21 protein-coding genes and 3 pseudogenes are annotated in these 25,937 nt (G+C 49.0%); 11 read left to right on the forward strand and 13 right to left on the reverse strand.

The features are described from left to right. A pseudogene (locus tag H6F68_RS04890) lies at positions 1 to 438 on the forward strand (saccharopine dehydrogenase); the annotation flags it as partial. A gap of 61 nt (positions 439 to 499) precedes the next feature. Here the strand turns inward: H6F68_RS04890 and H6F68_RS29745 are convergent. The 4 genes and pseudogenes from H6F68_RS29745 to H6F68_RS04905 all read right to left on the reverse strand — a co-directional run bounded on the left by H6F68_RS29745 (position 500) and on the right by H6F68_RS04905 (position 3,167). Then, positions 500 to 1,059 (reverse strand): annotated as a pseudogene (locus H6F68_RS29745) (helicase-related protein). Between the two features lie 24 nt (positions 1,060 to 1,083). Next, positions 1,084 to 1,392, reverse strand: coding sequence for a DEAD/DEAH box helicase family protein (locus H6F68_RS28860; protein ID WP_242065353.1), 309 nt, complete (start codon positions 1,390 to 1,392; stop codon positions 1,084 to 1,086). A gap of 121 nt (positions 1,393 to 1,513) precedes the next feature. Continuing rightward, positions 1,514 to 2,872 (reverse strand): NAD(P)/FAD-dependent oxidoreductase, encoded by a 1,359-nt coding sequence (locus tag H6F68_RS04900; protein WP_190556944.1) that lies wholly within the window; start codon positions 2,870 to 2,872, stop codon positions 1,514 to 1,516. Then, complete coding sequence (locus H6F68_RS04905) at positions 2,847 to 3,167, reverse strand: hypothetical protein (protein WP_190556946.1); 321 nt, start codon at positions 3,165 to 3,167, stop codon at positions 2,847 to 2,849. The genes H6F68_RS04900 and H6F68_RS04905 overlap by 26 nt, the downstream gene beginning before the upstream one ends. Positions 3,168 to 3,236: 69 nt before the next feature. On the opposite strand from H6F68_RS04905, the gene H6F68_RS04910 reads away from it, so the two are divergent. The 3 genes from H6F68_RS04910 to H6F68_RS04920 all read left to right on the forward strand — a co-directional run bounded on the left by H6F68_RS04910 (position 3,237) and on the right by H6F68_RS04920 (position 5,626). Next, positions 3,237 to 3,443, forward strand: coding sequence for a chlorophyll a/b-binding protein (locus tag H6F68_RS04910; protein ID WP_190442941.1), 207 nt, complete (start codon positions 3,237 to 3,239; stop codon positions 3,441 to 3,443). Between the two features lie 109 nt (positions 3,444 to 3,552). Continuing rightward, on the forward strand, positions 3,553 to 4,008 hold the full coding sequence (locus tag H6F68_RS04915; RefSeq protein ID WP_190556948.1) for a DUF4383 domain-containing protein: 456 nt from the start codon (positions 3,553 to 3,555) through the stop codon (positions 4,006 to 4,008). Between the two features lie 241 nt (positions 4,009 to 4,249). Then, positions 4,250 to 5,626 (forward strand): cytochrome P450, encoded by a 1,377-nt coding sequence (locus H6F68_RS04920; RefSeq protein ID WP_190556950.1) that lies wholly within the window; start codon positions 4,250 to 4,252, stop codon positions 5,624 to 5,626. Positions 5,627 to 5,674: 48 nt separating this feature from the next. Here H6F68_RS04920 and H6F68_RS04925 read toward each other — a convergent pair whose 3' ends face one another. Then, complete coding sequence (locus tag H6F68_RS04925) at positions 5,675 to 6,103, reverse strand: MAPEG family protein (RefSeq protein WP_190553321.1); 429 nt, start codon at positions 6,101 to 6,103, stop codon at positions 5,675 to 5,677. A gap of 132 nt (positions 6,104 to 6,235) precedes the next feature. On the opposite strand from H6F68_RS04925, the gene H6F68_RS04930 reads away from it, so the two are divergent. The 3 genes from H6F68_RS04930 to H6F68_RS04940 all read left to right on the forward strand — a co-directional run bounded on the left by H6F68_RS04930 (position 6,236) and on the right by H6F68_RS04940 (position 7,846). Beyond that, positions 6,236 to 6,940, forward strand: a complete 705-nt coding sequence (locus H6F68_RS04930; RefSeq protein WP_190556953.1) for a LuxR C-terminal-related transcriptional regulator — start codon at positions 6,236 to 6,238, stop codon at positions 6,938 to 6,940. Between the two features lie 22 nt (positions 6,941 to 6,962). Beyond that, positions 6,963 to 7,229, forward strand: a complete 267-nt coding sequence (locus H6F68_RS04935) for a hypothetical protein (protein ID WP_190553323.1) — start codon at positions 6,963 to 6,965, stop codon at positions 7,227 to 7,229. Between the two features lie 122 nt (positions 7,230 to 7,351). Then, positions 7,352 to 7,846 (forward strand): hypothetical protein, encoded by a 495-nt coding sequence (locus H6F68_RS04940; RefSeq protein ID WP_190556955.1) that lies wholly within the window; start codon positions 7,352 to 7,354, stop codon positions 7,844 to 7,846. Positions 7,847 to 7,876: 30 nt separating this feature from the next. Here the strand turns inward: H6F68_RS04940 and H6F68_RS04945 are convergent, their stop codons facing one another. Then, positions 7,877 to 9,847 (reverse strand): helix-turn-helix transcriptional regulator, encoded by a 1,971-nt coding sequence (locus tag H6F68_RS04945; protein WP_190556957.1) that lies wholly within the window; start codon positions 9,845 to 9,847, stop codon positions 7,877 to 7,879. Between the two features lie 896 nt (positions 9,848 to 10,743). Here H6F68_RS04945 and H6F68_RS04950 point away from each other — a divergent pair. Continuing rightward, entirely contained in the window at positions 10,744 to 12,729 is a 1,986-nt protein-coding gene (locus tag H6F68_RS04950) for a hypothetical protein (RefSeq protein WP_190556959.1), read from the forward strand. Here the strand turns inward: H6F68_RS04950 and H6F68_RS04955 are convergent. The 7 genes from H6F68_RS04955 to arfB form a co-directional block, all read right to left on the reverse strand. Further along, complete coding sequence (locus H6F68_RS04955; RefSeq protein WP_190556961.1) at positions 12,726 to 13,139, reverse strand: heavy metal-responsive transcriptional regulator; 414 nt, start codon at positions 13,137 to 13,139, stop codon at positions 12,726 to 12,728. The two genes, H6F68_RS04950 and H6F68_RS04955, sit on opposite strands and share 4 nt — an antisense overlap. A gap of 54 nt (positions 13,140 to 13,193) precedes the next feature. Continuing rightward, on the reverse strand, positions 13,194 to 13,769 hold the full coding sequence (locus H6F68_RS04960; protein WP_242065354.1) for a cupredoxin domain-containing protein: 576 nt from the start codon (positions 13,767 to 13,769) through the stop codon (positions 13,194 to 13,196). A gap of 14 nt (positions 13,770 to 13,783) precedes the next feature. Further along, complete coding sequence (locus tag H6F68_RS04965) at positions 13,784 to 16,042, reverse strand: heavy metal translocating P-type ATPase (RefSeq protein WP_190556963.1); 2,259 nt, start codon at positions 16,040 to 16,042, stop codon at positions 13,784 to 13,786. 16 nt (positions 16,043 to 16,058) lie between these two features. Continuing rightward, positions 16,059 to 16,256, reverse strand: coding sequence for a heavy-metal-associated domain-containing protein (locus H6F68_RS04970; RefSeq protein WP_190556965.1), 198 nt, complete (start codon positions 16,254 to 16,256; stop codon positions 16,059 to 16,061). A 168-nt stretch (positions 16,257 to 16,424) separates the two neighbouring features. Continuing rightward, a complete protein-coding gene (locus H6F68_RS04975; protein WP_190556966.1) occupies positions 16,425 to 17,657 on the reverse strand; it encodes a hybrid sensor histidine kinase/response regulator in 1,233 nt (410 codons plus the stop codon). A 67-nt stretch (positions 17,658 to 17,724) separates the two neighbouring features. Beyond that, positions 17,725 to 23,307 (reverse strand): PAS domain S-box protein, encoded by a 5,583-nt coding sequence (locus tag H6F68_RS04980; RefSeq protein ID WP_190556967.1) that lies wholly within the window; start codon positions 23,305 to 23,307, stop codon positions 17,725 to 17,727. A 251-nt stretch (positions 23,308 to 23,558) separates the two neighbouring features. After that, entirely contained in the window at positions 23,559 to 23,984 is a 426-nt protein-coding gene (arfB, locus tag H6F68_RS04985) for an alternative ribosome rescue aminoacyl-tRNA hydrolase ArfB (RefSeq protein WP_190553332.1), read from the reverse strand. Positions 23,985 to 24,199: 215 nt separating this feature from the next. Between arfB and H6F68_RS04990 the strand changes: the two genes are divergently transcribed. The 3 genes and pseudogenes from H6F68_RS04990 to H6F68_RS28870 all read left to right on the forward strand — a co-directional run bounded on the left by H6F68_RS04990 (position 24,200) and on the right by H6F68_RS28870 (position 25,707). After that, positions 24,200 to 24,502 (forward strand): hypothetical protein, encoded by a 303-nt coding sequence (locus tag H6F68_RS04990; RefSeq protein ID WP_190556968.1) that lies wholly within the window; start codon positions 24,200 to 24,202, stop codon positions 24,500 to 24,502. Between the two features lie 65 nt (positions 24,503 to 24,567). Continuing rightward, positions 24,568 to 25,489: pseudogene (locus H6F68_RS28865) on the forward strand (ISKra4 family transposase); the annotation flags it as partial. Further along, positions 25,465 to 25,707, forward strand: a complete 243-nt coding sequence (locus H6F68_RS28870) for a hypothetical protein (protein WP_242065355.1) — start codon at positions 25,465 to 25,467, stop codon at positions 25,705 to 25,707. The pseudogene H6F68_RS28865 and the gene H6F68_RS28870, both read left to right, overlap by 25 nt. Positions 25,708 to 25,937 lie beyond the last annotated feature (230 nt).

Consider the following 25,937-nt stretch of genomic DNA (forward strand, 5'->3'; position numbering starts at 1 on the left):
GACTTCACCTATCAGGAGTACCTCAAGTTCGATGAACCGCTGTCGTGGCTGAAGGCAACGAGTGTCACTGCTGGCTTGGCTCTGTTTACAGGCATTACGCAACAACCTCCACTCAGATCGCTGCTGCAACCGCTCTTACCGCAACCAGGTGATGGACCGTCTGAGCAAACGATGAATGAGGGGTGGTTCTCCTGTGAACTGGTGGGCACTGCGACAGATGGCCGTAAAGTGCGGGGGCTGATCCGAGACCAAGGAGACCCAGGCAATCGAGCCACAGTCAAATTTATCTGTGAATCAGCTCTGAGTTTGGCTCTGCAAAGCAATGAACTACCGGGTGGTCCAACGCGAGGCGGAATTCTAACACCCGCAACTGGGTTAGGCGAGGTGCTGATAGAACGCTTACGCCGAACTGGGATGACCCTAGCCATAAGCCCGTGATTCTAAAGGCTAGGATTGGGCGTAGGGCATTGGACTGAAGTATGGCCAAGCAGGAATATCCTCACTCGGCAAGAATTTCGATGTGATAGCTGTATCCCTGCTCAGCCAGAAACAACTGGCGATGACGAGCAAACTCTTCTTCCCAGGTACGCAAGGAAACCAACGTGTAAAATTGGGCGCTGCGACCATCCAACTTGGGGCGCAAGACTCGACCGAGCCGCTGGGCTTCTTCCTGCCGGGAGCCGTACTTGCCAGACACCTGAATCAGTACATCGGCGTCAGGCAAATCGAGGGCAAAGTTGCCGACACGAGACAGAATGAGCCCAGAGATTTCACCGGAGCGGAACTGCTCGTAGCACCGATCGCGTTCTGCTTGGGTGTTTTGCCTGTCACGAGCGGTAACTCAGTCAAAGTGGCGATCTGCTTCAGTTGATCCAAAAATTCTCCAATGATTAAGATGTGATGACCCTGCTCTTTCTGTAACAGCGATCGCACTACTTCATGCTTACGCGGATTTTCTGCGGCAATCCGAAACTGGTGGCGCTTGTCAGCAACTGCATACTCCATCTGCCTAGCTGTGGTTTGGGAAATGCGAATCTCGGTGCATTCCGCTGCCGCAATGCAGCCTTGACCTTCAAGTTCACACTAGGGCACATCGTAGCGCTTGGGGCCAATCAGAGCGAAAACATCTCCTTCTTTGCCATCTTCACGAATCAGGGTGGCGGTCAATCCCAGACGGCGGCGGGCTTGCAGTTCAGCTGTAATGCGGAAGATGGGGGCAGGCAGTAGATGCACTTCGTCATAGATAATCAAACCCCACGATCGCGCATTAAACAGTTGAAAGTGCGGAAACTCGCCGTCTTTGCTGGCGCGATAACTCAGGATTTGATAGGTCGCTAACGTGATCGCTTCGAGCAGCGTGGGAATTTTCTCAGGCTGGCTGTAGTAGGGCATAGCACTATCCCTGCTAAACTCCATCAGCATAAGCGCTTGTGGGGCAAGTTGATGAACGGTCTGATTACTGATGCAGCATGATTACTAATGCAGCAGCGACTCAGACCATTCTTGCCAAAATTTAGCGGATTAAAGTGCGATCGCGCTCTACTTCTGCGGTAAACTCGCTCTCATTCAATTTGCCCTCCTCACCTGTAATGAGGCGAGCCCCACCTTTGCGAGTAAAGTAGTGCCAAAACCATTGGATCATCACGATCATCTTGTTATCAAACTCGATCAAATAGTAGATATGAACAAAGACCCAAATCAGCCAAGCTGGGAATCCTGAGATTTTCAACCAACCGAAGTTGGCCACAGCGGCATTATGACCAATCACCGCCAAGCTACCCGCGTCTGAATAGCGGAAGGGAGGCAAATCTTCTCCTTGCAAGCGGCGTTGAATCAACTTAGCAACATATGCCCCTTCGTGCATCGCCACTGGGGCAACGCCTGGTAGCGGCTTATCATCTTGATGGGCGTAATGTGCCAGATCCCCCACGACAAAAATGTCAGGTTCTCCCGGCAAACTTAAGTCAGGATTGACGATGACTCGGCCCACGCGATCGAGTTCTGCACCTGCCCGCTCTGCTAGCACGGTGCCCATCTTAGAAGCACGAACGCCTGCTGCCCAAAGCACCGTTTTGGTTGGGATCTGCTGAGTTTGCTCACCTTGGCGAACTGTTACGGCATCTGTGGTAATATTTGTCACCAATGTTTGAGTTTCAACGACAACGCCTAAATCTTCGAGCGATCGCGCAGCCTTAGCTGAAAGGTCGGGTGGATAAGGTGGGAGCACGCGATCGACACCTTCGAGCAATAAGATCCGAGTCTCCTTCGTATCAATGCTGCGAAAATCATCCTTCAGTGCCGTATAAGCCAAATCTGCCAGGGCTCCTGCCAACTCTACTCCCGTTGGCCCGCCACCGACCACCACAAACGTCAACCAAGCTCGCCGTTTCTCGGGATCTGTTTCTTTTTCAGCAGCTTCAAAGGCGAGAAAAATCCGTCGCCGCATTTCCAGGGCGTCCTCAATGGTTTTAAGGCCTGGTGCCACGTCTGCCCATTGTTCGTTCCCAAAGTAATGGTGGCTAACACCCGTCGCGACAATTAGAGTGTCATAGGGTAAAGTTCCACTCGATAAAGTCACCTGGTGCTGTTGAGGATCAATGTCTAGCACTTCATCCATCAAAACCTTAACTTGACGATGACGGCTGAGGATAGCTCGTAGGGGGGATGAAATGTCGCCAGGAGAAAGTTTTCCGGTGGCGACTTGGTAAAGCAACGGTTGAAATAAATGGAAGTTACGTTTGTCAATTAGGGTGACATCGAATTGCTGAGAGCGTCCTAGTTCTTTAGCGGCATATAAACCACCAAAGCCACCCCCAACAATGACAATTCTGTGAGTAGGTTGCTGATCACCAGATGGCTTTGAGAGCTTCATAGAGTAATGGATATCGCTGGAACGCTTCTTTGTAGACAACATTAGCTTGTGGCTGGACGACACTTTGTTCTTGCAGCACAATTTTAAGTGCAGTCGTCAAGTTAGGATAGGCACCCACCTCAACCATCGCTAATATTGCAGCTCCATAAGCGGCTCCTTCCTCCTCCTGAAGTGCAATAAGTTCTGGATTAAGACATCCGCTAAAATTTGCCGCCAAACTCGCGATCGCGCCCCTCCTACGTTGGTGCTCCGAATCCTTAGCCAATCCTGAGACATAGACAGAAGCCAATCCCAACGGCAGACTCTTTCAAGAGATCAACTCAATAACATGGAAGCGAAATAGTCTCATTGAGAGCGATTCACTATGAAAACTTCAACCATCAATACAGCCCAAGTCCCTGCAGTAGCTCCCGCTTACAACGGTGCCGATCGTAATGCTTGGATCTTTGGCTGGAACCCACAGCAGGAGTTATGGAACGGGCGTTTAGCCATGATTGGTTTCGTTGCTTATTTGCTTTGGGATCTAGGCGGGTACAGTGTACTTCGGGATGTACTTCACCTAGTTCGGTAGTCCTTCACTAAGAACCCAAAGGGCTAGTGATAAGCGGTCTGGGTTGCTCTCGAACCAGGTCTAACGTTTCGATTCCACGTCAAAAACCTTTAAGAACCAAAATACTGTCATGCAAACATCAACTACTTCAGCTTCAGGAATTCGTTATGCGGCCCTTAGTCTGGGTCTACTCTTCTTATTACTGGGCCTAGCTGGATTTTTGCCTGCTTTTGTCTCTCCCTCTGCAAACTTTACCTCCGAACCAGGCTTCGGCTATATATTTGGGGTATTCCCGACCAACTATTTCCATAATGCCATCGGCCTTTTAGTGGGTATTTGGGGAATTGCTGCATCTACAAGTTTAACTGGAGCGATTGTGTTTAATCGCATCTTTGCCCTCCTTTATGCAGCAAGTGTTGTTTTAGGACTGTTTCCTTCTACCAATACTCTATTCGGACTCGCTCCACTTTTTGGCAATAACGTCTGGCTCGATGCCATTACTGCTGCGATCGCTTTCTACTTCGGCTTTGTGAAGTCCGCTGAAGTTGAGGGGCCGAGTGTTTCTAGAACTCAACCTAGCGTATAAACAGCCCAACTTTTCCTAATTAAGCCCAGGGTTTTAATGTAAGTCGTCAGAACTCTGATTGAACAACACACAAGTAGTCTTAATCCGGACTACTTTTTTTGTGCTTACTGAGAATCTACAGTGAGAACTCCTAGAGCGATCGCCTGGGAGCCCAATTGCCACAGACTTGCTCACAGATTGCCAGTTAACATGAAGTGGCACCTTTTAACTGCAATCTCAGTCTGTACTTACTCTCTTCATCATGGCTGACACCTCTCCACGGCTCCTGAATGGTCCTACTAACCCTTCCCTTTGGCAACGTCGCCTCTGGGGTCTGCGCTTTCTGTTTCGCCCGCTAGAAACCTTAGAAGCTCGCACTCAAGCGTATGGCGATGACTATCGCGTCTCTCCTCCAGACACCAAACCCGCCTTGGTCTATTTCAGCACCCCCGAAGCGCTGGAAGCTATTTTCACCGCCAAACCAGAGCAACTGAGTGCTGGAGGAGGCAATCAGATTCTTAGAGTCCTCCTCGGTAAGCATGGCATTGTCTTGTTGGAAGGCCAAGCTCACCAACGCCAGCGCCAGCTCTTGATGCCTCCCTTTCATGGCGATCGCATGCGCTCCTATGCTCAAATCATTCAGGATATTACTACTCAAGTGAGGAGCCCGTGGAGAGTGGGCACCACATTTGCCGTGCGGCCTGCAATGCAGTCAATTTCTTTGCAGGTGATTCTCAAAGCTGTCTTTGGTCTCGATGGTGGGCCGCGTTATGAGGAGTTGCGGCAGGCGCTGACTCAGATGCTCGATGGTTTCGGTTCTCCCTTCGGGGCGATGTTCCTATTCTATCCTTTCTTGCAGCAGGACTGGGGAAGATGGAGTCCTTGGGGGCGGTTTTTACGGCTCCGTCAACAAGTGGATGATCTGCTTTATGCTGAGATTGCCGATCGCCGGAGTCAGACGGAGGTGGGGCGAACGGATATCTTGGCCTTACTCATGGCAGCCCGTGACTCGGAAGGGCAACCGCTGAGCGAGATCGAACTGCGAGATGAACTGATCACGCTCTTGTTTGCAGGGCACGAAACCACAGCCTCAGCCCTTGCTTGGGCTTTGTACTGGATTGCCTCCTTGCCAGAAGTGCGTAACAAGCTGCTTACAGAAATAGAGGGATTGCAGCAGCTCCCGCCTGACCCAATGGCGATCGCGCGGTTGCCCTACCTCAGTGCCGTTTGTCAAGAAACCTTGCGGCTCTACCCAATCGCTCTCAGTGCGTTTCCTCGGGTGGTGAAGCAACCACTGGAGATTGCAGGCTACGCCCTCGAACCTGGTACCCTGGTCATGCCCTCGATTTATCTGGCGCATCACCGAGCAGAGGTATACCCAGAACCGAAGCAGTTTAGACCAGAGCGGTTTTTGGAGCGGCAGTTTTCTCCTTACGAGTACTTTCCCTTTGGCGGAGGCGATCGCCGCTGTATTGGAGCAGCCTTTGCCTTGTTTGAGATGAAGTTGGTGTTGTTTGAGTTGGTATCGCATCTAGAGATGGCGATCGTCAACCCTAAACCGATTCGACCGATGCGGCGGGGATTGACGGTTGCTCCTTCTGACCGCTTTCAACTGCGGGTGACTAACACTCGTCGATGACCGACAGGTTTATGTCATGGTGATGAGGGTTGCAACGACCAAGAAACTCTACGTACCAAAGTGGATAAAGGCTGCACGGAAAGCAATAAACCACACTGCAAGCGTTGAAAATAGGTAGAGATAGAACCGAAGCATAATAAGATTGAATGTACAGTGGACAATGCTATGTAATACGCGGAATCCAACAAAAATCCATGCAGCGTTTAAGTACACTGCATCAACTTGTTGTGTGACGAAAAGATATAGAACGAGCGCATAGAAAAGTACCGGAATCTCAAATAGATTTTTTAGGTTATCTGATGGACTGGAGACGCTGGGTGGTGAAATCTGCGCCAGTACACCAGGTGCAGCGAGTTCCTTCGGGCGGAGTTTCTGACTATTGATGAAGCTGATCCGACGAACGTACATATACACCCAAACTAGGAGGGTTAAAAACATGGTTGCAAAGAATGGATTGAAGATGGCAGTTTGGGTCATTTTTACTTCTTAAACTCGCTCGTTCTGCTGATCATCAAGCAATGCTGAATTGCTGTTGAGATTATGGCTAACATAGGCTGAGTGCTTTAGCGTTTCTAGACCTCGATCGGGTACATTTAGTCCCCTTCACTTATGGCAAGTTCCTTAGGGCTTCTATTTGAAACAATCCGCCAAATCCCTAGCAAATCTGCTCTTCGCTTGCACATTGCCCCTAAGATCGGTGAATATTTTGCCGCGAAGCGATCTGCCATCTTTTTCTTCGATCAAAAACGCTTCAGCGATCGCAATCTTCAGAAAATCTTGAAAGTTGCCCTCTCCACCGAGCTGAATCCTGTAGCCCGTTATCTAGCAGAGCGGCATGCTCCCGTTCATGAAGGCTTAGTCACAACGCCCAAGACTTGGAAATTAATCTGTCCTCGCCCTGATCACTGGCATGTAATGGCAGGACCAATTATTAATCAAGGTCAAATTGTAGGTACAGTTGGTTGTACTCGTGAACAAACGATGTCTGCGTTTAATAGCGAAAATTTAGTTGATTTGAGTGCCATTTGCTTACACTTATCAACTTGGGTGGCAACCGTGGAGGCACCCGGCATTATATTGCAGCACCAATCGCTCAAAACCCCTTCTCCAGGAAAGCTACGCCAACATTTAACACCCCGTGAGTTGCAGATTGCAGAACTGGTAGCGTTGGGACAAACCAATGCAGAAATTGGTCATCAACTTTGGATTACGGAAAACTCTGTAAAGCAAGCTCTAAAGCGCATGTTCCGTAAGCTTGAGGTTTCTTCTCGCGCAGAAATGGTTGCAAAGCTCTTAGATAAAAGGCTCCATTGAAAACTGATAGGAGGCGATCGCTATGCGGATAAAACTAAAGGAAATTGCGTTTGCCAATGGGGTAGTGTTCGTAGACTTATACAACATTGGTTTTAGAGTTAAAGCTTTTGTCAACACTCAATCTGCAAACGGGTCAGCGGAAAATAGGCGGGGATGGCTCTTACAGGGTGAAGAAATGGCTATTGAGCGAGTGTTCACAAATGCTGGTCGCCTGTGGGTCAGTGGCAAAAACCCCAGAGGTGAGCGGATGGATTTGGACCCAAAAGATTTGCTTTATGTGGAGGAGTAGCGATCGCTCTCTTTTTAAAGTTTAGAAAGAATTACAGGTCTATCCGCTAGGATAAGCACATATCCATTTTTGGAAGTACAGCAATTTCCGATGGATTGGTTATAACAAGTGAGTTTGTCCTAGTGGATACTTCCCCAAACTTCTCGCCTACTTTATCAGAAGCGATCGCCTTGGTCGATCAACTTTCTAGTGACGATCAAAAAAAACTGGCGCTTTACCTGCTTCTGTACTTATACCAAAGTTCCGTTGTATCAAGAGCAGAAATTGATGCTCTAGTCCTAGTGGATAAGAAGTCACCTGATCCGCTAGGACCAACTTCTGCGGTAGCGGTAGGGTGGAAGCAAGAGAAGCGGGTGGTGAAGGAACGAGACAGCGGTGCGATCGACACTTACATTGAATATTGGTTCAATTGTGAGGTGTGGAGCAGTAAAGAAGAAGCATGGAAACATAAATCCTGCTATATCTGCCAACATCCCGAAGGGCGATCGCCTAGCTCCGGTGCTGCCCGCAAGATTGAGCTATTGAACCGTCAAATTGCCAACAAACGCCCGTATTGGGAAACGATGCAACTGCTCAACAAGCAACGCAAGCTAGAACAGTGGCAGGGACATTTATAGATCAGCCTTCAGTTCGTTCTTGCGTACCTACTAAAGTTTCAGAAGTGTACGAATTTGGTTTTGGTGTTTGGGTTGAATGGATCGCTCTCCCTTAATCCACCGCGTAATTAGGGAGCGATCGACCCCCAGTTTCTTGGCTAGTTGGGCTTTAGACCAGCCTAGATTATCTAAGGCGATCGATAAATCTGCGCTTGTTAGTGCTTTTGAGCGTTCTAAGGCGCGCTGAATTGGCGTAAATGGTTCAGATTCTGAAGTTGCATCTGAGCCTAGGACTGCCCCTAATTTTTCCTGAATCAGAATTGTTGGCTGAATGATGACGATCGCCTTGAGCCAAATCGTTAACCAGTTGCGGGGACGTACTTTAGCCTGCTTAGAATTTTTATCGATACCCCATTCTGGTCTGATACAGTCTGGATATGTTTCTGGATCAAACTCAATTTGCCAGCCTAACTCATGAAGCGTCAGCAACGCATGATTCCACTGGCTAATCAATGCATTGCGCCGCTGCTTATTGGTTTGGAGCGCCATCATCAGCTCTTTGGGTTCCAATCGTTCTAGCAGTGTTCCAACTTCGTAACGACCATCACAACGAATCCGACTCATGATGGTTAGAAAGATAGCTAGTTTAGAAGCTAAGCGTTGACGATAAGGATTGATCTGCAACGTGCTTTTGGCTAAATATCCGTACTGACAAAGCGCTTGCTTGCCACCACTGAAATCCTTGGCATTGAGAAATTTCTCCGTCCAGCTACCAGGGCGGACTTTAATGTATAGCTCGTCAGGCTCTCCTGCTTCGTATTGGAGAGGGCCAGGCTGTTCGGTATCGACTGTGAGTGCCAACTGTCCGACACATTCTAGTTCTTCCAACATCCACATCGGTCCGCGCGCCACGTTATAGCGATTTGCGCCCACATTGATGTTGCTAATTAGCACCGATAGGCTACAAACTAGTTCGACTAAGTGGCTGATCTTCTTGAGCTTCTGTCCCAAGGTGATATCTGTGCGTTTATCCCAACCGAATAGCTTGATTAAGTCGGTTCCTCTCAGCCGAATTTGCTGTTCCCAAGGTTGCTCTGAATCCGTGGCGTAGGATGAGAAAATCAGCAGCACATAAGCCGCCTCTGGACCAAACTGCTGAATGATCTCCCATGCAGCTTTGCCCGGAACTAGCTCGATCTGGCGACTTGATGGACTCTGACGAACAATGTTGTGCTGAATAAACCCTTCTCCAACCAGCTTTTTCCAGTAGGGATATTCTCCATCCTCCCACTGATTGTTGATTAGTGCTTGTGCTCCTGTCAGAATTGGATAACCAGTGGCTACTTGTTCGATCTCTCGCCCTTGAAATAGAGCTGGGTCAGCCACAAACTCATCGGTTGAGCGAATTCCTAGTAGTTTTTCAACCTCATCAACTGAGAATCCAGATAGGTCAAGGTTGCCTAGCCACTCACTCGCCGTATAGAAAGCACAGGCACTGATAACGATTGATTCTTGCCAAGCTTCTTCTTCAGGTAAAGTGGGGTCTGCTTCTACAGATAACATGCCTGGGATTGAGCAATCTACTGGCATGCGTCTGTCTACTTTCCATTGCTCTAGCCGAGTTAGAATCCAATTGGCTCTTTGGCTCCAGAACTCTTCTTGTTTCAAAATAGCTCTGAATAGTTTTTCTAAACGAGCGATCGCTGGCTTTTGTAATGCGCCGATTTTTTCAGTTTCGTTGTAGAGGTTGATTAAGTCACTGGTGCCTTTACTCTTAGAACGGGTTTGGCGTAATCGATGCTGGTTGATGCCAGTCGCCACGTTGACTAATACCAGGTTGAGGAATGATTTGCCCTGACGTAGTTTCTCGGCGTACTCTGGTGCGGTGCTAATCTCCACAATGGCATGGGGACTAAGTGCAGCGCTGCTCTCCTCTAGGATGACCGTTGCGCTGTAAGAATGCTTATCTTCTTCGCGATTTGCTGCACTCATGGGCATGGCTTCACGGAGGCTGGTCAACATCCTTGTAAAACCTCATCAGTATAGCTGGTGAGCTTGTTGCCAATGGTCTTGCCTTAATCAACCAGTAAAGTTGTCAACACGATCGCATTGGATCAACTTAGTGTTTTGCTAGTTTGAAATCCCAAAACCCTTGTGCGTTGAGTAATCTGGCTTTTAGAACTCATGACTGATTGTTGCCAAAACCTCTAGAATCCCTTGACCAAAATCTCTAGAATCCCCTGACCAACTCTACTAACTTTGCTTAGATCGTCTTACTTCTGTGTGACAGTAGCAGCATGAATTTGCTGGAGAGCTTTTCCCTTGGCCTTTTTGCTTTAGGTTGATTTGGACTAAAAACAAAAATTTCTTTTGATAAAAGTTTACGTTCCCTTGTTGTTGACAGTGTTGCCAAAACCTCTAGAATCCCCCGACCATTGTCTTAAGTTTGGATCGTTTACGCGATCGCGCCCTACTTGGATTTCTCTCTTGAAGGCTGTTAGAGGTTTACTGAAGCAACTCTAAGGCTCAAAAAGTTGTTGACAATGTTGACAAGTGCTCTAGAATCCCCCGACTTCGCTTTCTCAGGAGTTGTTGACAATGTTGACAGCTGCTCTAGAATCCCCCGACTTGGTCTTTCTACTTCTTTCTGTTTTCGGAGCGAGGGCGATCGTTTTTCTTGTTGACAGTGTTGACAATCTCTCTAGAATGGCGCGACTTCAGCTCTAGAATCCCCTGACCAAGAAATTTTTTTAACTCTAGAATTTCCCGATTTATCTTTTTTGCAAACTCTTTCCAGCATTGGTCTTAGGCCTTGTTGACACCCTTAAGGGAAATGTGTTGACAAACCCCAGATCGCCAAAAAACACATGTTATATGTGCTCTATTCCAGTTCTTGTTAGGAACAGAGCAGTTTTGATATGCAGGTACAAGACTCTTTATGCTTTCAGGGGGTACGTGAATGGGACAGTGAATTTCTGGCACTTTTCCCCCACCGCTTCGATTACATTTATGCCCATCACCCAGAGTTTCAAGTTTCTCCGGTTTGGCAAACTGAGAGCCGCCACCCCCTATCGGATCGGCTGATTCAGCAGGCTGCTTGTCTCTATGGCGTACGGTTTGGTGCAGAGACTCAGTACTGCTTACTCGATATTGATATTGCCAGTCGCTACCACCCTAACCAAGATCCCTTGGCTATTGCTCGCTTGTTGGCCGCTCTGGAACCTCTAGGACTAGTTAGCTATCTTGCTTGTACTTCTAGTTATAGTGGGGGGCTGCATCTCTACTTCCCCTTTAAGCACCCCCAGAAGACTTGGCAGCTTGCGATCGCCCTCCAAACGCTCCTGGAGAACGCAGGTTTTAAGCCAACTTTAGGTCAACTAGAGCTTTTCCCTAATCCTAAGCTTTACAGCAGTGATGGCACGCCTAGTCTCTATGCTGCTCATCGGTTGCCGCTGCAAACAGGTTCCTATCTACTAAACCGTAGCTGGGAACCTGTTTACACTTGCCAAGCTACTTTTGTGCAGCAATGGCGATCGGCACAACATCATAACGATATTGATGCCCACAGTCTGCAACAGACGCTTAAAATCGCTCATCGTCAGCGCTATCACCTCTCTGGAAAAGCTGATAAATTCCTCAATGACCTGAACGCAGAGATCGAACCTGGCTGGACAGGCCGAGGACAAACTAACTACCTTTTAGGCCGTATTGCTCTACGTAGCTATATCTTTGGTCATCTTTTCTATGCTTCCCAGCCTTTAGAAGGTAAGGCTTTAGTAGATGACATTGTTCAAATTGCTAAATCGCTTCCGGGCTATCACGATTGGTGTCAACATCAGCATGAAATTGCCAGACGAGCTGAGGAATGGGCGCTTTGTGTAGAGAACAGCCGCTACTTTCACTTTGGTCAAGGCAAGCAGTCTTTAGTTGGTTCTGCTGATCACCTTATTACTGAGCAACTAGCTACTACAGAAGTTGTGCCTTGGAATCAGCAGCAACGAGAGGGGGCGAGAGAACGCATTAGAAGCGCGATCGCTGACCTACTGAACCAAAGTCAACTGCCAAGCAACACTACCGCCCGCTTTAAGGCACTCACAGAATACGGCATCGGTGGCAGCACTCTCTACCGCCATCGTGACCTTTGGCATCCAGATCACCTGGGGGAAAACCCCCCGTACCCCCCGACTTCATTAGATATATCGAGTGAGGATTGCTCTGGAACAGCATCCTCACTCAATAGCTCTACAAGCTTATTAGCTAGCAATGACCGTAATCCCTTTCCTGGCAAGCCCTCCAGCAATTTTCAGCCTTCAGAAAGTTCTGCTACGGGTCGTAATTCTAGTCTTAGCCAGTCAATGCCTGAGGCTGTTCTACTTGATGCTTCACTGGAGCAACCCAGCCTGCAGGGAGTCCGCTACATCCAGAAAGTTTTATTGGAGGTTAAAGAGCGGCTGAGAAGTCAGCAGAAGCCTCAATCTGGGTCTCAATCTATGTCTGGATCTCTTCCTTACCCAAAAGCTGATCAGACCGCTCACAGGCGCAAAATGGAGCAGTATTTAGCCTCTGGCGATCCAATCTTGATGGCTGAGGCTCGGCGATCGCTGCTAGCGACTCAGGAAGGGCTACCTAGGCAACTGTCACCTTCTAGGCAACCGGAGCAACAGGCGATCGCAGATGATTTCACAAATAATTCCGTAGATAATTCTGTAGATGATTTCACAGACTGGTCTGAGGTGCTAGCGCAAATTAGCATTCACCGACGGCGTTTAGGTTGGGCTGCGGCACAAGTCCAAACTGCACTGCAACAACTGTTTGGCAAAGCCAGCCAAGCTCTGCTAACAGATGCAGAACTGGCTGCGTGGTTGCATTGGTTACAGCAGCAGCCTCTGTCCTTCTCGGATTAATAACCCTGGATGATTGGACAAATCGTGGTTTCGGGGTTGGCGGGTCTGGTTTCCCAGCCAGAGAGTAAACCTTCTAACTCCAGCTTGAGAACTTGCAATTGCTGGATTTGCTGGTCAATTTCGGCCACTTTGTCTTTTAGTTTGACTTTGACGTGATCGCAAGGTAATTCTCCTTGATCATGCACATCTAGAAACTCTTTAATCTCTGCCAAACTCAATCCCAGCTTCTGCGCCCGTTTGATGAAGCTCAAGCGGGTGAAGATTCCCGGATCGAAAAGGCGATAGCCTCCCTCAGTTCTGCCGATAGTTTTGAGCAGTCCTAGCTCTTCGTAATACCGAATGGTTTTAATTGGCACACCGCTAGCTTTGGCAACGGAACCAATCTGTTTTCCTGCTTCTTGAGCTATCATGGCTAATCTCCCAGGGTCTAATCTCCCAGTTGCCTATAATCCACTACTTTGATCTTAGATGCTCGATTTTCGCACTTCCACCACGCCTCGGAACATATTCATGCCGCAGGTGAACTCATATCTGCCTGGTTTGTCTGGGGTAAACTCGATCGCGGTGGTTTGATGCAGTAGTAAAGCTTGGGCAATGTGAAAGTCAGGAAATCGGACTTCTTCAAGACAACTGCTAGGGTCTTGGCGATCGAAATTTAAGCGTACGGGTTGCCCTGCTTGCACCACAATTTGGCTGGGTTCATAACCACCATCTACGGTAATCGTGACTTCCTGAACTCCCGCCTGTGTAGTGGCTTGGCGGGATTTAGGTTTACTGAGCAGGAACCACCATAACTCCAGACCCACTAATCCCAGCCCCCCCGCAGTCACTGCTCCTTTTAGCCACAAGGGTTGCTCAATCCGTTGGAATTGTCCTGTTTGCTCGGTTGCATGCCCCGTTTCGTGAGTCACTTGTGGCATTACTTGCGTTACTACTGGCCTAGAAGCTATCTCTGCCACTACTGGCCCAGAGGTCATGCTCAACAACAATCCCCAACCTAGGATGCTACCGAGTAGTGGTGTTTTGTTGATAATGCTCATCTCGGAAGAACCTCCTACCCCGCCAAGTGTTTAGGGCTGAAATGACGCAACCGCAGGGCATTAGTTACGACTGAAACCGAGCTAAATGCCATTGCCGCACCCGCAATGATCGGGCTTAAGAGCCAGCCGAAGACAGGGTAGAGAATGCCAGCAGCGATCGGAATCCCCGCCACGTTATAGATGAAGGCAAAGAACAGGTTTTGCTTGATGTTGCGAATCGTGGCTCGACTAAGTTGGATGGCAGTGACAATGCCTTGCAAGTCCCCAGAGATCAGTGTGATATCACTCGCCGCGATCGCCACATCGGTTCCTGTGCCAATGGCGATCCCTACATCGGCTTGAGCCAGCGCAGGCGCATCGTTAATGCCATCACCTACCATCGCTACCACTTTACCTTCTGCCTGAATTGTGGCTACGGTTGCCGCTTTTTGGTCAGGGCGAACTTCGGCAAAGATCCGCTGAATCCCCACTTCACGAGCGATCACATTAGCGGTGCGTTGGTTGTCACCTGTCAGCATCACCACTTCCAACCCCATCTTCTGCAAAGCCTGAATGGCATTGATTGAAGAAGGTTTTACAGCATCAGCAATCCCCATAATTCCCTCAGCTTTACCGTCCACAGCTATCCAGATTACAGTTTTGCCAAGATATTCCAGTCTGTCCCAATGCGGTTGGAGAGCGCTGGTATTAATACCTAGCTCATGCATCCAACGGTATGTACCAATCTGTACTAATTGGCTGGAGACATAACCTTGCACCCCACTCCCAGCGATCGCCTCAAACTCCTGCGGATGTGTCAACTCAACTCCCTGAGCCTGGGCATATTGCACCACAGCTTCTGCCAAAGGATGTTCGGAGTTGCGTTCAATGGATGCGGCTAGACACAACAGGTTTAGCTCGTTATGGTTGGCTGTCCCCTTTGTGGTCACATAGTCTGTGACAGTGGGCTTGCCTTGCGTAATCGTGCCTGTTTTATCCAGAACAATCGTTTGCAGCTTATGGGCCAGTTCCAGACTTTCTGCTCCTTTGATCAAGATGCCATTCTCCGCCCCTTTGCCTGTGCCAACCATGATTGAAGTCGGAGTTGCCAAACCCAGCGCACAAGGACAGGCAATAATCAGCACGCCCACTGTGGTAATCAACGCCATCGTCACGTTGCCCATGATGTTGAACCAGACAATGAACGTGAGGATGGCGATCGCAATGACCGCTGGGACAAACCATCGAGTCACTTGGTCGGCTAATCGCTGAATCGGGGCTTTCGACCCCTGAGCCTGCTGCACCAGCTTCACGATTTGGGCTAAAAAAGTATCTTTGCCGACTCTGGTGGCTCGAAACTTAAAGCTACCTGTTTTGTTGATTGTCGCCCCAATGACTTCATCTCCTGCTTGCTTCTTCACCGCCACGCTCTCACCTGTGACCATTGCCTCATCGATGGTGGAAGCACCTTCCACAATTTCTCCATCCACCGGAATGTTTTCACCAGGACGCACCAGAATGATGTCGTTTACTTTAACTTCAGCAATGGGAATGTCTACTTCGCGATCGCCTCGGCTCACCCGGGCGGTTTTTGCCTGCAAGCCCATCAGCTTCCGGATTGCCTCAGAGGTTTGCCCCCTAGCGCGATTTTCTAGTAAGCGCCCTAACAGAAGCAACGCGATGATCACAGCCGCCGCTTCAAAGTACACATCTGGTTGCAGTCCTTGAGCAATGAACCACTGCGGCAGCAAGGTAGGCAACAGAGAGTAGAGGTAAGCAGTCCCCGTTCCCACAGCGACTAATGTATCCATTGTGGCGGTGTGTCGCTTCACCGCCTTCCAGGCATTGATGAAAAATGAATTGCCTGCCCAAAACATTACCGGAGCAGTCAGCACCAACTGGAGCCAGGGGTGGTGCAGCCACATGGGGATGAATGAAATCTGTAACCCTGTCATCGCAGGCAAGGAGCCGATGACTAAGATGGCGCTAATAATGCCGCTGACTGTGACTTTGCGAGTTAGCTTGCGGTTTTCTGCCTGACGCTCTCGGCGTTCGACATCATCTGGCTCGAAGACATCCTCGGACAGAGGTTGCGCCGCATAGCCCGCAGCAGCGACTGCCTCCTGAATTGCTGCCACATCAGTTTTTTTGAGGTCATAGGTGACGCTGGCTTGCTCGATCCCAAAGTTGACGTTGCAAGCCTCAACTCCCGGTACAGAGCGAATGGCATCTTCAATGTTGTTAGCGCAAGCAGCACAACTCATGCCCCGCAATTTGAGTGTGGTGTTCTCCATATCGGCTCCTCCTGCCCTAATCTGAGATAGTGTAACCAGCCGTTGTGATGGCAGCTCGGATCGCTGCTTCTGCCGCCTGAGTCTCAATGTCAACAAATTTGGTTTTGGGATCTGCCTGGACCGTAGCGGTAGGATCAATTGCTTTTACAGCCTTCGCGATCGCCTCGCTACAAGCAGAGCAAGCCATATTGGGAACTTTCAGTTGCAGTGTCATGGGTCAAATCCTCGTTAGTTGATCTGACTCTATCCTGCATCCTCCAGCCCACTGGAGAGTCAAGAGGCGTTGGCAAAAAATTTATAGAGACTTTGAGGCGGATTTGAAGCGAGCTAAAATTTGCCACAAAGACTAAGCTGAGACTCCACAGAACTAGTGCGTGGATTGCTACTGAGCGGCTAGCGGTAATGTAAACCAGAAGGTTGTTCCTGCCCCAGGAAGGCTGGTAACCCCAATTTCTCCGCCATGTGCTTGGATAATTTGGCGGCATAAGTAAAGTCCTAAGCCAATCCCGATTGAGCGGGTCCGATCGCCCCGGACATAGCGCTCAAACAGGCGATCGCGTTGGGCTTGGTTGATCCCGATGCCGTTATCCTGAACGGTGCAGTAAATCATATCTAACTTAGTTTCTGGAGTGGTGGCTGCCTCCGCGTCGGAAGTCAGACTCGACTCACTCATGTCCTTGCTGACGTCAGACTGGGTTGCACCCGAGAGAGTGGCATTAACTGTTAGACTCAGCCCCGCAGGATTATGGTTGAGGGCGTTGGTGAGGAGGTTTTCAAACACCCGTCTGAGTTGCAAAGGATCAGCGGCGGCAGAAAGTAGCTCTGGCGCAATCCGATTAGTCAGGGTGGCCCCATTCTTGGCTAGCAATGGCTCCAAGTCTTCAGTCAGCCCCTGCACGAATGAATGCAAGTTAATCGGCTCTGGTTGTAGCACCAGACTACCCGCTGCACTAAAATGAGCATCTAGAAGCAGGTTGAGCAGGCTCAGTTGGCGATCGCTACTTTGGATCATGCGCTGCAAAACAGACTGAGAAATAGAAACCGTTGCTTCAGCTTGCTTCTGAGCTTTTTGCTGCAAATTTTCTAGGACTAACAAGGTGCCCACGATAGGTGTGCGGAGGTCATGAGAAATGGCGTGCAAAAACTCTTCTTTGAGTTGATTCAGTTCTTGCAATTCCACCATTTTTTGCTGCAATTGCAGATTCTGAGTTTGGAGTTGCTGTTGTAATCGACGGACGGTGAGGTGAGTTTCAATCCGAGCTAGCACTTCTTCAATTTGGAACGGTTTGACAATATAGTCCACCCCACCCACAGCAAAGGCTTGTACTTTATCTAAAACGTCCTCTAGGGCACTAATAAAGATCACTGGGATGTCACGGCTTTGGTCGTCCGCTTTGAGTTGCTGGCAGACCTCATAGCCGTTCATTTGGGGCATGTTGATGTCTAGCAAAATCAGATCGGGTGGTTCCGCGCCGACTCCCATTAACGCCATCGCCCCATTAATGACACTGCGGACCTCATATCCCTGCCCCGTTAGCATGGTGGATAAAAGGCGCAGGTTGTCTGGTGTGTCATCCACGATGAGGATATTTCCTCGAGAAGCATCAGGTTGCATGCAGTCAGCGATTTAGCTTGATCAAGTAAGAGATGCTGAAAATCTTACAGTGAATTGCACCCAGTCTCTAGTTAATCAAAGATTCAGTTAACTCCACCAAGATGTCGAAGCGATAGTGCTTGACGAGATCTTTCAAGCTGTTAGCCAATCGGCTATGGTTTTGCGGAATCTGTTCCAGCAGTTGTAGCACTAAATTGGCATTGACTCTAGTTGCGGCTGCGTGTAATTCGACAATCCAGGCCAGCGGCATTATCCTCAAATCCTCACATTTGACGTTTTGAATCCGAGGTAGCGGGCTGCTCGTAGATCGAGCCCCGATCGCGGCAAAGCGTTTTGCCAACTCTGCATCGGTTTTTGCGGGTTCATAGAGATACTCGACTCCTAAATAAGCAGCAATTTTGTCAAAAATTACTTGTTCTCGGAATGGCTTGCGGACGAGGTCATCACAGCCTGAAGCCAAGATCGTGGCTCTTTGTTCTTCAAAGGCGCTGGCGGTTAAGGCGATGATCACGGTTCTATGGGCTCTAGCAGGGGCGGTGGCTTCTAAGCGGCGAATTTGGCGAGTGGCTTCATAGCCATCCATCACAGGCATCCGCATATCCATCCAAATTAGGTGGGGTTGCCAGCTTTGCCATTGGGCGATCGCTTCTTGTCCATTGGTTGCTAGGGCCGTCTCAAAACCCACCATTTGTAAAAGTTGCTCGATGAATTTGCAGTTCTCTGGGCGATCGTCTACGACTAGAACTCGATAAGTTGGTTGGTTGGGAGCTAACCGGAGGACTCGGCCTCTAGCACTCGCTTGAGCTGATTCTACAGGTAAAGCGGCCAGGGTAAGCGGCACCCAAAACTGGAAGTTTGACCCCTGCGCAATGGTGCTGCTGACGGTCAGTTCACCCCCCATCAACTGCACAAATTGGCGGCTAATTGTTAACCCCAGTCCCGTGCCTTCCCTGGCTTGAGTTCCACTAGTGGTTTGCACAAAGGGTTGAAACAGGCTGTCTATCTCTTCCGGCGCGATGCCACTTCCGGTGTCTTCAACGGCTACACAGAGGTGATAGCTAACTTCCGCAGCTCGGTTTTCGGTTTGAATGCTGGCTCGTAGCCGCACCTCACCCCTGTCTGTGAACTTCACGGCATTACTTAAAAGATTGATCAAAACTTGGCGGAGTTTGCCTTCATCTATCAAGACGTAGGGAGGCAAATCAGGTGCAAGTTCAAATTGCAGAGACAGTTGCTTCGCTTCGGCTCGGATTTGAAACATCTCCTGAAGCGTGTAGAGTAGCTGATGCAAGTTGAAGGCTGTAGGATGCAAAGTCATCCGTCCCGCTTCGATCTTGGACATCTCTAGTACATCATTAATCAGGTTGAGCAAATGTTCTCCACTACGATTAATGATTTCTAGGGATTCTTCTTGCTGATCTGTTAGGGCAGGGTCACGCTCCATCAATTGAGTAAAGCCGAGGATGGCGTTCAGGGGCGTTCGCAACTCATGGCTCATATTAGCTAAAAAGATGCTCTTGGAGCGGTTGGCAGCTTCCGCAGCTTCTTTGGCAATGCGTAGCGCTTCCTCGGCTTGATGTCGCGCCCGCCCAATGGCAATCAGCTCGCCTACCAATTTCAGGAGGCTCAATTCCTCTTGGCTCCAAGTTTTAGGGCTATGAACCACATCCATCCCTAGAAAACCTACGACTTTATCGGCGTGAGACATGGGAACTGCCACCAGCGACTGCACAGACTCATGCTCAAACAAACGCCTCTCTGGCATTTCTGGTGAGAGCTGAGCCAGATTGGGAATGTGAACTACATTGCCGCTCAAGATCAGACGATGGAAACGCAGAAACATTTCTACTGGATTTTCTCTGACCTCAAGCGTCAAGGGCAGAACTCCGGGCGCACACCACTCATGGACAATCTGGGCGATCGCTTGATCCGGAGAGTACTCAAAAATGCAACTCCGCTCCGCTCCAAAAAATTGCGCGATCGCCTGCAAGCTGAAATCAACGGCTATCTCTAAGCCTTGGTCAATAAACTGCCGAGAAATGCTGCTGAGTAAGCTTTCTACTTGGGCTCGATACTGCACGGCCTCATCCGCTTGCTTGCGTTCTAGCTCTGCACCTGCACGAGCTGCAAAAATCCGCATGATCAGCTCTCGTCCTGCATCGGGTGACATTGGTTTCACATCCATCACCCCCAAAATGCCTAGGATATCTCCTGCTGCATCGACTAACGGAATCCCTAAGTAGCTCTCAACTGCGATCGCGGTGAAGTCGGAAATGCTGGGGAAAAGGGTTGGCAAGTCTTCCGAGTAATAGCAAACTTGGCCTTTAATCACCTGGCCGCAGGGCAAATTCTCTGTGTTGTACTCGAAGTTCTCGCCAATTTTGCTATCTCCCCACACTGCCAAAGTACAGGCTTTGGTTTTGTTTGCATTGATGAAGCGGCTGACAAAGGCGTAACGGACTTGCAGCACCTCCGCTAGGTAGCGCACACAAGACTGAAAGAATTCATCTCCTGTTTTGGCTGCCGTTCCTTCCACAATCAAGCGCAGCGCTTCTTCTCGTTGTTTGCGATCGGTGATATCCTCCATGACAAAATCGAGATAGTTTTCTGCCGGGTTCAGACGGAAGGATAGTAGAACCCAGATTATGGTTCCACTACGCTGACGCAATTCAAGTTCAAAGTTTTTTACTTCTCCATATTGCTGAACGATGTCTGCAATACGCTGGCTATCATCCGGATTAACGTAAACAAATTCTGGAGAGAGCGGCGTACCAATCACCTCAGCGACAGAAGCATATCCAAGCATTTCCGCACAGCGTTGATTGGCCTCTAAAATACCTCCCACTTCTAAACGAGCGCGACCAATCCCCACCTGAGAGTTCTCAAAAATATTGCGGTATTTAACCTCACTTTCTCGCAGTGCTTCCTCAGCTTGCTTGCGCTCAGTAACATCGTGAGCAATTCCCAAAATAGTGATCTGGCCGTTGGAGTCTTCAATAGGTGAGATATTGGCGGTAAACCAATGCCAACTGCCATCTTTATGACGCGCTCTGAGTTCTATGCCCGACTGCTTTTCTCGAAATTCGGCAGCTCTGCGCGTCGAGGCCAAAGGTACATGAAGATCTTCAAGATGGACAAGTTCAGCAACCGAGCGGCCTTCCATCTCTGAGACGCTATAACCCAAAATAGCAGTGACGTTAGGAGAGATATAAGTAATCACACCCTCTAGATTATGCAAGAAGATAATGTCATTGGCATTCTCCACAATATTACGGAACTTTAGTTCACTCTGCTGAAGTGCTTCTTCTACCCGTTTGCGTTCATTAATGTCACGAGCTACACCAATAATGATTAACCGACCATTTGTATCTCTTGAAGCAACTAGATTAGTAACTAGCCAGGAATAGGTGCCATCTTTGCATTTAGCTCGATATTCGATTTCTGAAAGTGTCTCGCCTGTTGCAACGACATGGCCAACTGCGCTGACACATCGGTCTAAATCATCAGGATAAATGAAAGGCGTAAAGGACTTCCCTTCTAGCTCGATGGGTTCATAACCCATGATGTTACGCAAGTTGGGCGAAAGATAAGAAAAGGTACCTTCATCATTAAGCACATAGAGAGTGTCATGAGCATTCTCGACAATGGTGCGAAACTTAAACTCGCTCTCCTCTAAAGCAGCTTCCATTCGCTTGCGCTCAGTGGCATTGGTGCCAACCGAGAGGATTTCTACCAAATTCCCCTGCTCATCTAGAATCGGCTTATTAGCCCAAACAATCCAGACGCGATCGCCGTTCTTGCACAGGTTTTCATTCTCATTCAGGAGATAGTTTTCTGGGTGCAGACAAATATCTACCATCAACGCTTGTAAGTCGCGCCCAGAGGTTTCGGTCTCCGGAACAATCGTGCCAACCACATTGCAACCGATGATCTCATGGCTCTCGAAGCCAAGCAAACGCTGGCCGTAATCATTCATGAACAGGATGTCACCATTGGTATCCCAGCGTAGAATGATGCAGTTGGCTGTCTGCACTAAATCTCGATACTGAAGTTCACTGGCTCGGAGGGCGGCTTCGGCTCGCTTCAGTTCGCTGATGTCTCGCCCTAAAACCACTAAGCCTTTGCGCTCCCCATCTGGATCAAATAAAGGCACCTTAATAAGGTCAAGAATCTTCACTGTGCCATCAGCGCGAAGACAGATCTCCTCGATGCGCTGAATTGCTTGGAGTTGCCAAGCTTCTTGATCGGTCAGGTGGCAAGTACTGAGAATGTCTCCATAAGAGTGACTGAATTGAGCCAACTCAGCATCTGTTTTACCTTTATACTCCAGTTCTTTGAGTTCAAAGAAGTCTAGGTTAGCTTGATTAGATTCTAGCCAGCGTCCTTCCCCATCCTTAAAGCAGATAATATCGGGTGTGGCGTTAATCAGAGTTCGGAGCCGTTCTTCACTTTCTCGCAGTGCTGCTTCAGTTTGCTTGCGAACGACTTCTTCGCGCTTCGCTTCGCTAATGTCTCGGAAATAAAAGACTCTGCCGTAGTAATGGCCTTGGGGCGATCGCGCTGCAATAGAATAGCGCTCTAAAATGCGCCCATCCTTCAGTGAAATCTCATCGTAAGTGATTTCTTCTATATGTTGGTAGAGGTAGTCAATTTGTGCTCGAAACACCTCAGGCTGTTCTACTTTATCAATAACGAGTTCTATTAATTGACCGGAATGCTGGTTTTGCATCGCTAGTTCTGGAATTCGCCATAGCTGACAGAACCGCTGATTGTAAGAAACGATGGAGCGGTTTTCATCAACTACCAAAATCCCATCGAGGGCAGCTTCTTGTTGGGCTTTCAATAGAGCGTTACTGCAGCGTAACTCGGCGGTCCGATTCTCAACTTCTTGCTCCAAATTCGCGTTGAGTGCTGCCAATTGTTGAAACAGTTTCGCCTGCTGAATGGCGATCGCTACCTGATTGCCCAGTTGTTCTAGCAGCTCAATCTCAAACGGTTGCCACTCACGAGTTTCCGAACACTGGTCAGCCATGAGGATCCAGAAGCCGCGATCGCCATCATAGGTACTCGATGAGCAGGTGCTAGATGCGGGTAGATGGGTAGCTTGAAACGGTTGATCTAGCTTGATCGGCACGCCTAAAGAAGCTTTGATCTGGCATCGTTCTAACAAAAGCTGACTGGCGCTATCAGAAAGTTTCAGTTCAGATATATCACTGATCGCCAGAATGCCTGACTCAAACCTTGCCAGCATTTCTTGGCTAAACGTGACATCAGTAATCGTTGTGCCTAAAAGAGAATGCCAGTTAGGGAGAACCGATTCTGCCACTATCTTCGTTTGCCAATCGTCCGTAATAAAGCAAAGACAAACGCGATCGGCTTCTAGAAACTGCTGTACTTCTACGACCGTCGTATTGAGAATTTGCTCTAAATCGAGGGATTGCCGAATCCGTAGAGCAATCTCACCCACAATATGGCCTTGCTGGTTCGCTAGATGTAATTGAGCTTCAAGCTGCTTATACTCACTTTTTAGCTTGGAGTACGCTGCTTCTCTAGCTTGCTGATCCTGCTGAAGACGTTGGACTTCCTGTTGCAGTTCTGCGATCGCGGCATGGAGTTGGGCTGGTGTGGCTGGGTTTCCTGGGGTGTTCATAGATTCTTTCAGGCTTCAATCCGTGCTTCCAATTGTCCTATCCGCTTCAGTAACCCTTCAACCAAGGCAATGATCGCACTTCCCCTTGTCGGTAACCGCACGAATCTCTGCTCGGCTGACTGTCTTGTTAGGCTTAGATCGGCTCACCAGATTTTGCCTCTATTAGACTTGAATATTTTAGACCCTATCTTATCCTTACTCACGCCCCTTCAATCGTCACGAAAACTTAATTCTGAGTAGTCACGATAGCTTTAACTCATATCCTCGTTGATGATTTTTCCTCTCGTGGTTTTAATCTGCGATCGCTTGGTTTTACTATCCAATCGTTTGCGTTGAGAACTCCGGGTAGGTTTGCTAGGTTTTCGGGGTTTGGGTAGGGCGATCGCACTTTTAATTAGGGCTTGCAGCCGTTCTAGAGCTTCCTCTCGATTTTGCTCTTGGCTACGATGCTCCTGAGCTTTGATCACAATGACCCCATCTTTGGTGAGCCGCTGGTCATTTAGTTGCAATAGCCGCTCTTTGTAGCGATCGGGTAATGAAGAAGCCAGGATATCAAAGCGCAAGTGAATCGCAGTCGCCACTTTGTTGACGTTTTGCCCACCTGCCCCCTGAGAACGAACAGCACTCATCTCGATCTCTTGCTCAGGGATACTCACGGTATTAGTGATTTGCAGCATGACTCAGCTTTGCTCTAAAACGTTTAAGGCTGGATTGCAGCCCGTTCTTTATTTTTGATCAAAATTTCCGCTAGCGCGCTGGGACGAAACAGACCCGATTCCACACAACCGACTTTCTGGGCGGAAAACTTAGTGCAGAGATCGTTCCAGGCTCAGTAGATCGAAAATCTTTCAAGAAAAGGATAAGGTCAGGCTAGAAGCATTGAAAATTAGCCATGACCCCTACCCCATCTTCATTATCTACAACTCCTGCTCTCACTGACCAAACTACTCTCAAAGCCGCCCTCAATTGTCTACTCGACCATGTAGCCCTTGATATGCAGGGAGGCTACAGCCTCCAAGAATTATTCGAACTGCTGCGCGCTGCCAGTCGCGGCGATAGCATTGAACACACGGCTCGTTGTTTGCAAAACGCTCCTAGCGGCAATGGCATTCGCTATCACCTGGATAAGCTGAGCGACATGGTCGCGCTGGAAGCTCAACTCAAGAGTGCATCCCAATTTTGCGATGAGTATTAGTGCTTAGAAATGTGTTTGGAAGACAACGCTAAACTTTGAGGATAAAACCTTTCCCCGACCACAAGACGTTGGCAGGGATTGAGGTGGCAGTGCGAGGGCATCTGCTCAAACACGTCAGCCCAGAGATCGGGAATTTTTTATTGCAACAAGCAGTGCCACCACGAGTGGACGAAAGCGCAGCCTCGACAGTATCCTCGGACGACTGCGGGTGAGTGAGAAACAAGCTCAACTTCTGGATGTGAAGGCCTACACCCGCTGGAGTCCTTACTCTGGAGCAGTGCTGTTTGTTGGTGAGTGCCAACGAGTCGTATGAGCGAGCGGCAGAAGACATCGAAGTGTTGACTGGGATAAAGGTTTATCACAGCACTCAACAACGCTTATGCATCGTCAAACCTTCGAGTTGCCGCAAGTCGAAGGCATGGTTGGGAAATGAGTGTCGACGGCGGCAAAGTGCAGTTGCGAACCCCCCAAGGACAACCCAGTGAATGGCGAGATTACAAAGGGGTAAATTTGCACGAACATGGAGTTGCTGCGTTCTTCCAGCACAACGAGCATTTAGTCAATTGGGTCAATGCTCAGCCTTTGCCTACCCCGTTAACTTGCCTAGGAGATGAGCATGATGGGATCTGGAACATTTATGCCCAGATTGGCACCACGCTCCAAAGATGGGAGATTTTGGATTGGTATCACCTCATCGAGAATTTGGGCAAGGTGGGCGGTTCTGAGCAACGCTTAGCTGCCGTGGAAGCCTGCTTGTGGTAAGGCGATGTCGAGCGAGCGATTGCACTGTTGGATGATTGGCAATACGAGCGAGCTATTACGTTCATTGGCTATCTCACCAAGCATCGACAACGCATCGTCAACTATGGCTATTATCAAGCTGAAAGCATCTCTATTGGGTCCGGTGCGATTGAATCGACTGTCAAACAAGTCGGGCGGCGCATCAAGATATCGGGGGCGCAGTGGCAAAAAGACAATGTGCCATAGGTGCTGATGCAGCGCTGTGCTTACCTGAATGGGCAATTCTCAGCTTAGTCCTACAAAATTGGGATGCACTCCGGCTTTACCTGTACCGAGGGTTTTATAGTGTACCTGTCATCCGTTGGCTGAAGGCATTGCAGATTCCCTTCCCGATGCCTGCGGTGATTCGGGGCAAAACTGGAGGAACACGTCAACTGCTAATCCTTCTTTTGTTACTTTGGTGAGGAAAAATTAACTTGGGGGCGTTGCTGAAAGAGTAATGCTGGCTTTGGCACAATGAAGGTATGAAATGTCCTCAATGTCACTCCACTCACACGGCTAAAAACGGTCACCGTCGCGGCAGACAGTGCTATCAGTGCAAGCAGTGTGGTCGCCAATTTCTCGAGTCTTACCGTCCTTGGGCTTACTCCGATGACATCAAGCAACTGTGCATCAAAATGTATCTCAATGGCAT

This window comes from Trichocoleus sp. FACHB-262 (assembly GCF_014696035.1).
GTDB lineage: Bacteria > Cyanobacteriota > Cyanobacteriia > FACHB-46 > FACHB-46 > Trichocoleus.

Bases quoted from the DNA above. Each gene is read 5' to 3' on its own strand.
- H6F68_RS04930 (WP_190556953.1), top strand. From the start codon at position 6,236: ATGGCAAGTTCCTTAGGGCTTCTATTTGAAACAATCCGCCAAATCCCT.
- H6F68_RS04990 (WP_190556968.1), top strand. From the start codon at position 24,200: ATGACCCCTACCCCATCTTCATTATCTACAACTCCTGCTCTCACTGAC.
- H6F68_RS28860 (WP_242065353.1), bottom strand. From the start codon at position 1,392: ATGCCCTACTACAGCCAGCCTGAGAAAATTCCCACGCTGCTCGAAGCG.
- H6F68_RS04910 (WP_190442941.1), top strand. From the start codon at position 3,237: ATGAAAACTTCAACCATCAATACAGCCCAAGTCCCTGCAGTAGCTCCC.
- H6F68_RS04950 (WP_190556959.1), top strand. From the start codon at position 10,744: ATGCAGGTACAAGACTCTTTATGCTTTCAGGGGGTACGTGAATGGGAC.
- H6F68_RS04955 (WP_190556961.1), bottom strand. From the start codon at position 13,139: ATGATAGCTCAAGAAGCAGGAAAACAGATTGGTTCCGTTGCCAAAGCT.
- H6F68_RS04935 (WP_190553323.1), top strand. From the start codon at position 6,963: ATGCGGATAAAACTAAAGGAAATTGCGTTTGCCAATGGGGTAGTGTTC.
- H6F68_RS04900 (WP_190556944.1), bottom strand. From the start codon at position 2,872: ATGAAGCTCTCAAAGCCATCTGGTGATCAGCAACCTACTCACAGAATT.
- H6F68_RS04970 (WP_190556965.1), bottom strand. From the start codon at position 16,256: ATGACACTGCAACTGAAAGTTCCCAATATGGCTTGCTCTGCTTGTAGC.
- H6F68_RS04945 (WP_190556957.1), bottom strand. From the start codon at position 9,847: ATGTTGACCAGCCTCCGTGAAGCCATGCCCATGAGTGCAGCAAATCGC.
- H6F68_RS04960 (WP_242065354.1), bottom strand. From the start codon at position 13,769: ATGAGCATTATCAACAAAACACCACTACTCGGTAGCATCCTAGGTTGG.
- H6F68_RS04980 (WP_190556967.1), bottom strand. From the start codon at position 23,307: ATGAACACCCCAGGAAACCCAGCCACACCAGCCCAACTCCATGCCGCG.
- H6F68_RS04965 (WP_190556963.1), bottom strand. From the start codon at position 16,042: ATGGAGAACACCACACTCAAATTGCGGGGCATGAGTTGTGCTGCTTGC.
- H6F68_RS04920 (WP_190556950.1), top strand. From the start codon at position 4,250: ATGGCTGACACCTCTCCACGGCTCCTGAATGGTCCTACTAACCCTTCC.
- arfB (WP_190553332.1), bottom strand. From the start codon at position 23,984: ATGCTGCAAATCACTAATACCGTGAGTATCCCTGAGCAAGAGATCGAG.
- H6F68_RS04975 (WP_190556966.1), bottom strand. From the start codon at position 17,657: ATGCAACCTGATGCTTCTCGAGGAAATATCCTCATCGTGGATGACACA.
- H6F68_RS04915 (WP_190556948.1), top strand. From the start codon at position 3,553: ATGCAAACATCAACTACTTCAGCTTCAGGAATTCGTTATGCGGCCCTT.
- H6F68_RS04925 (WP_190553321.1), bottom strand. From the start codon at position 6,103: ATGACCCAAACTGCCATCTTCAATCCATTCTTTGCAACCATGTTTTTA.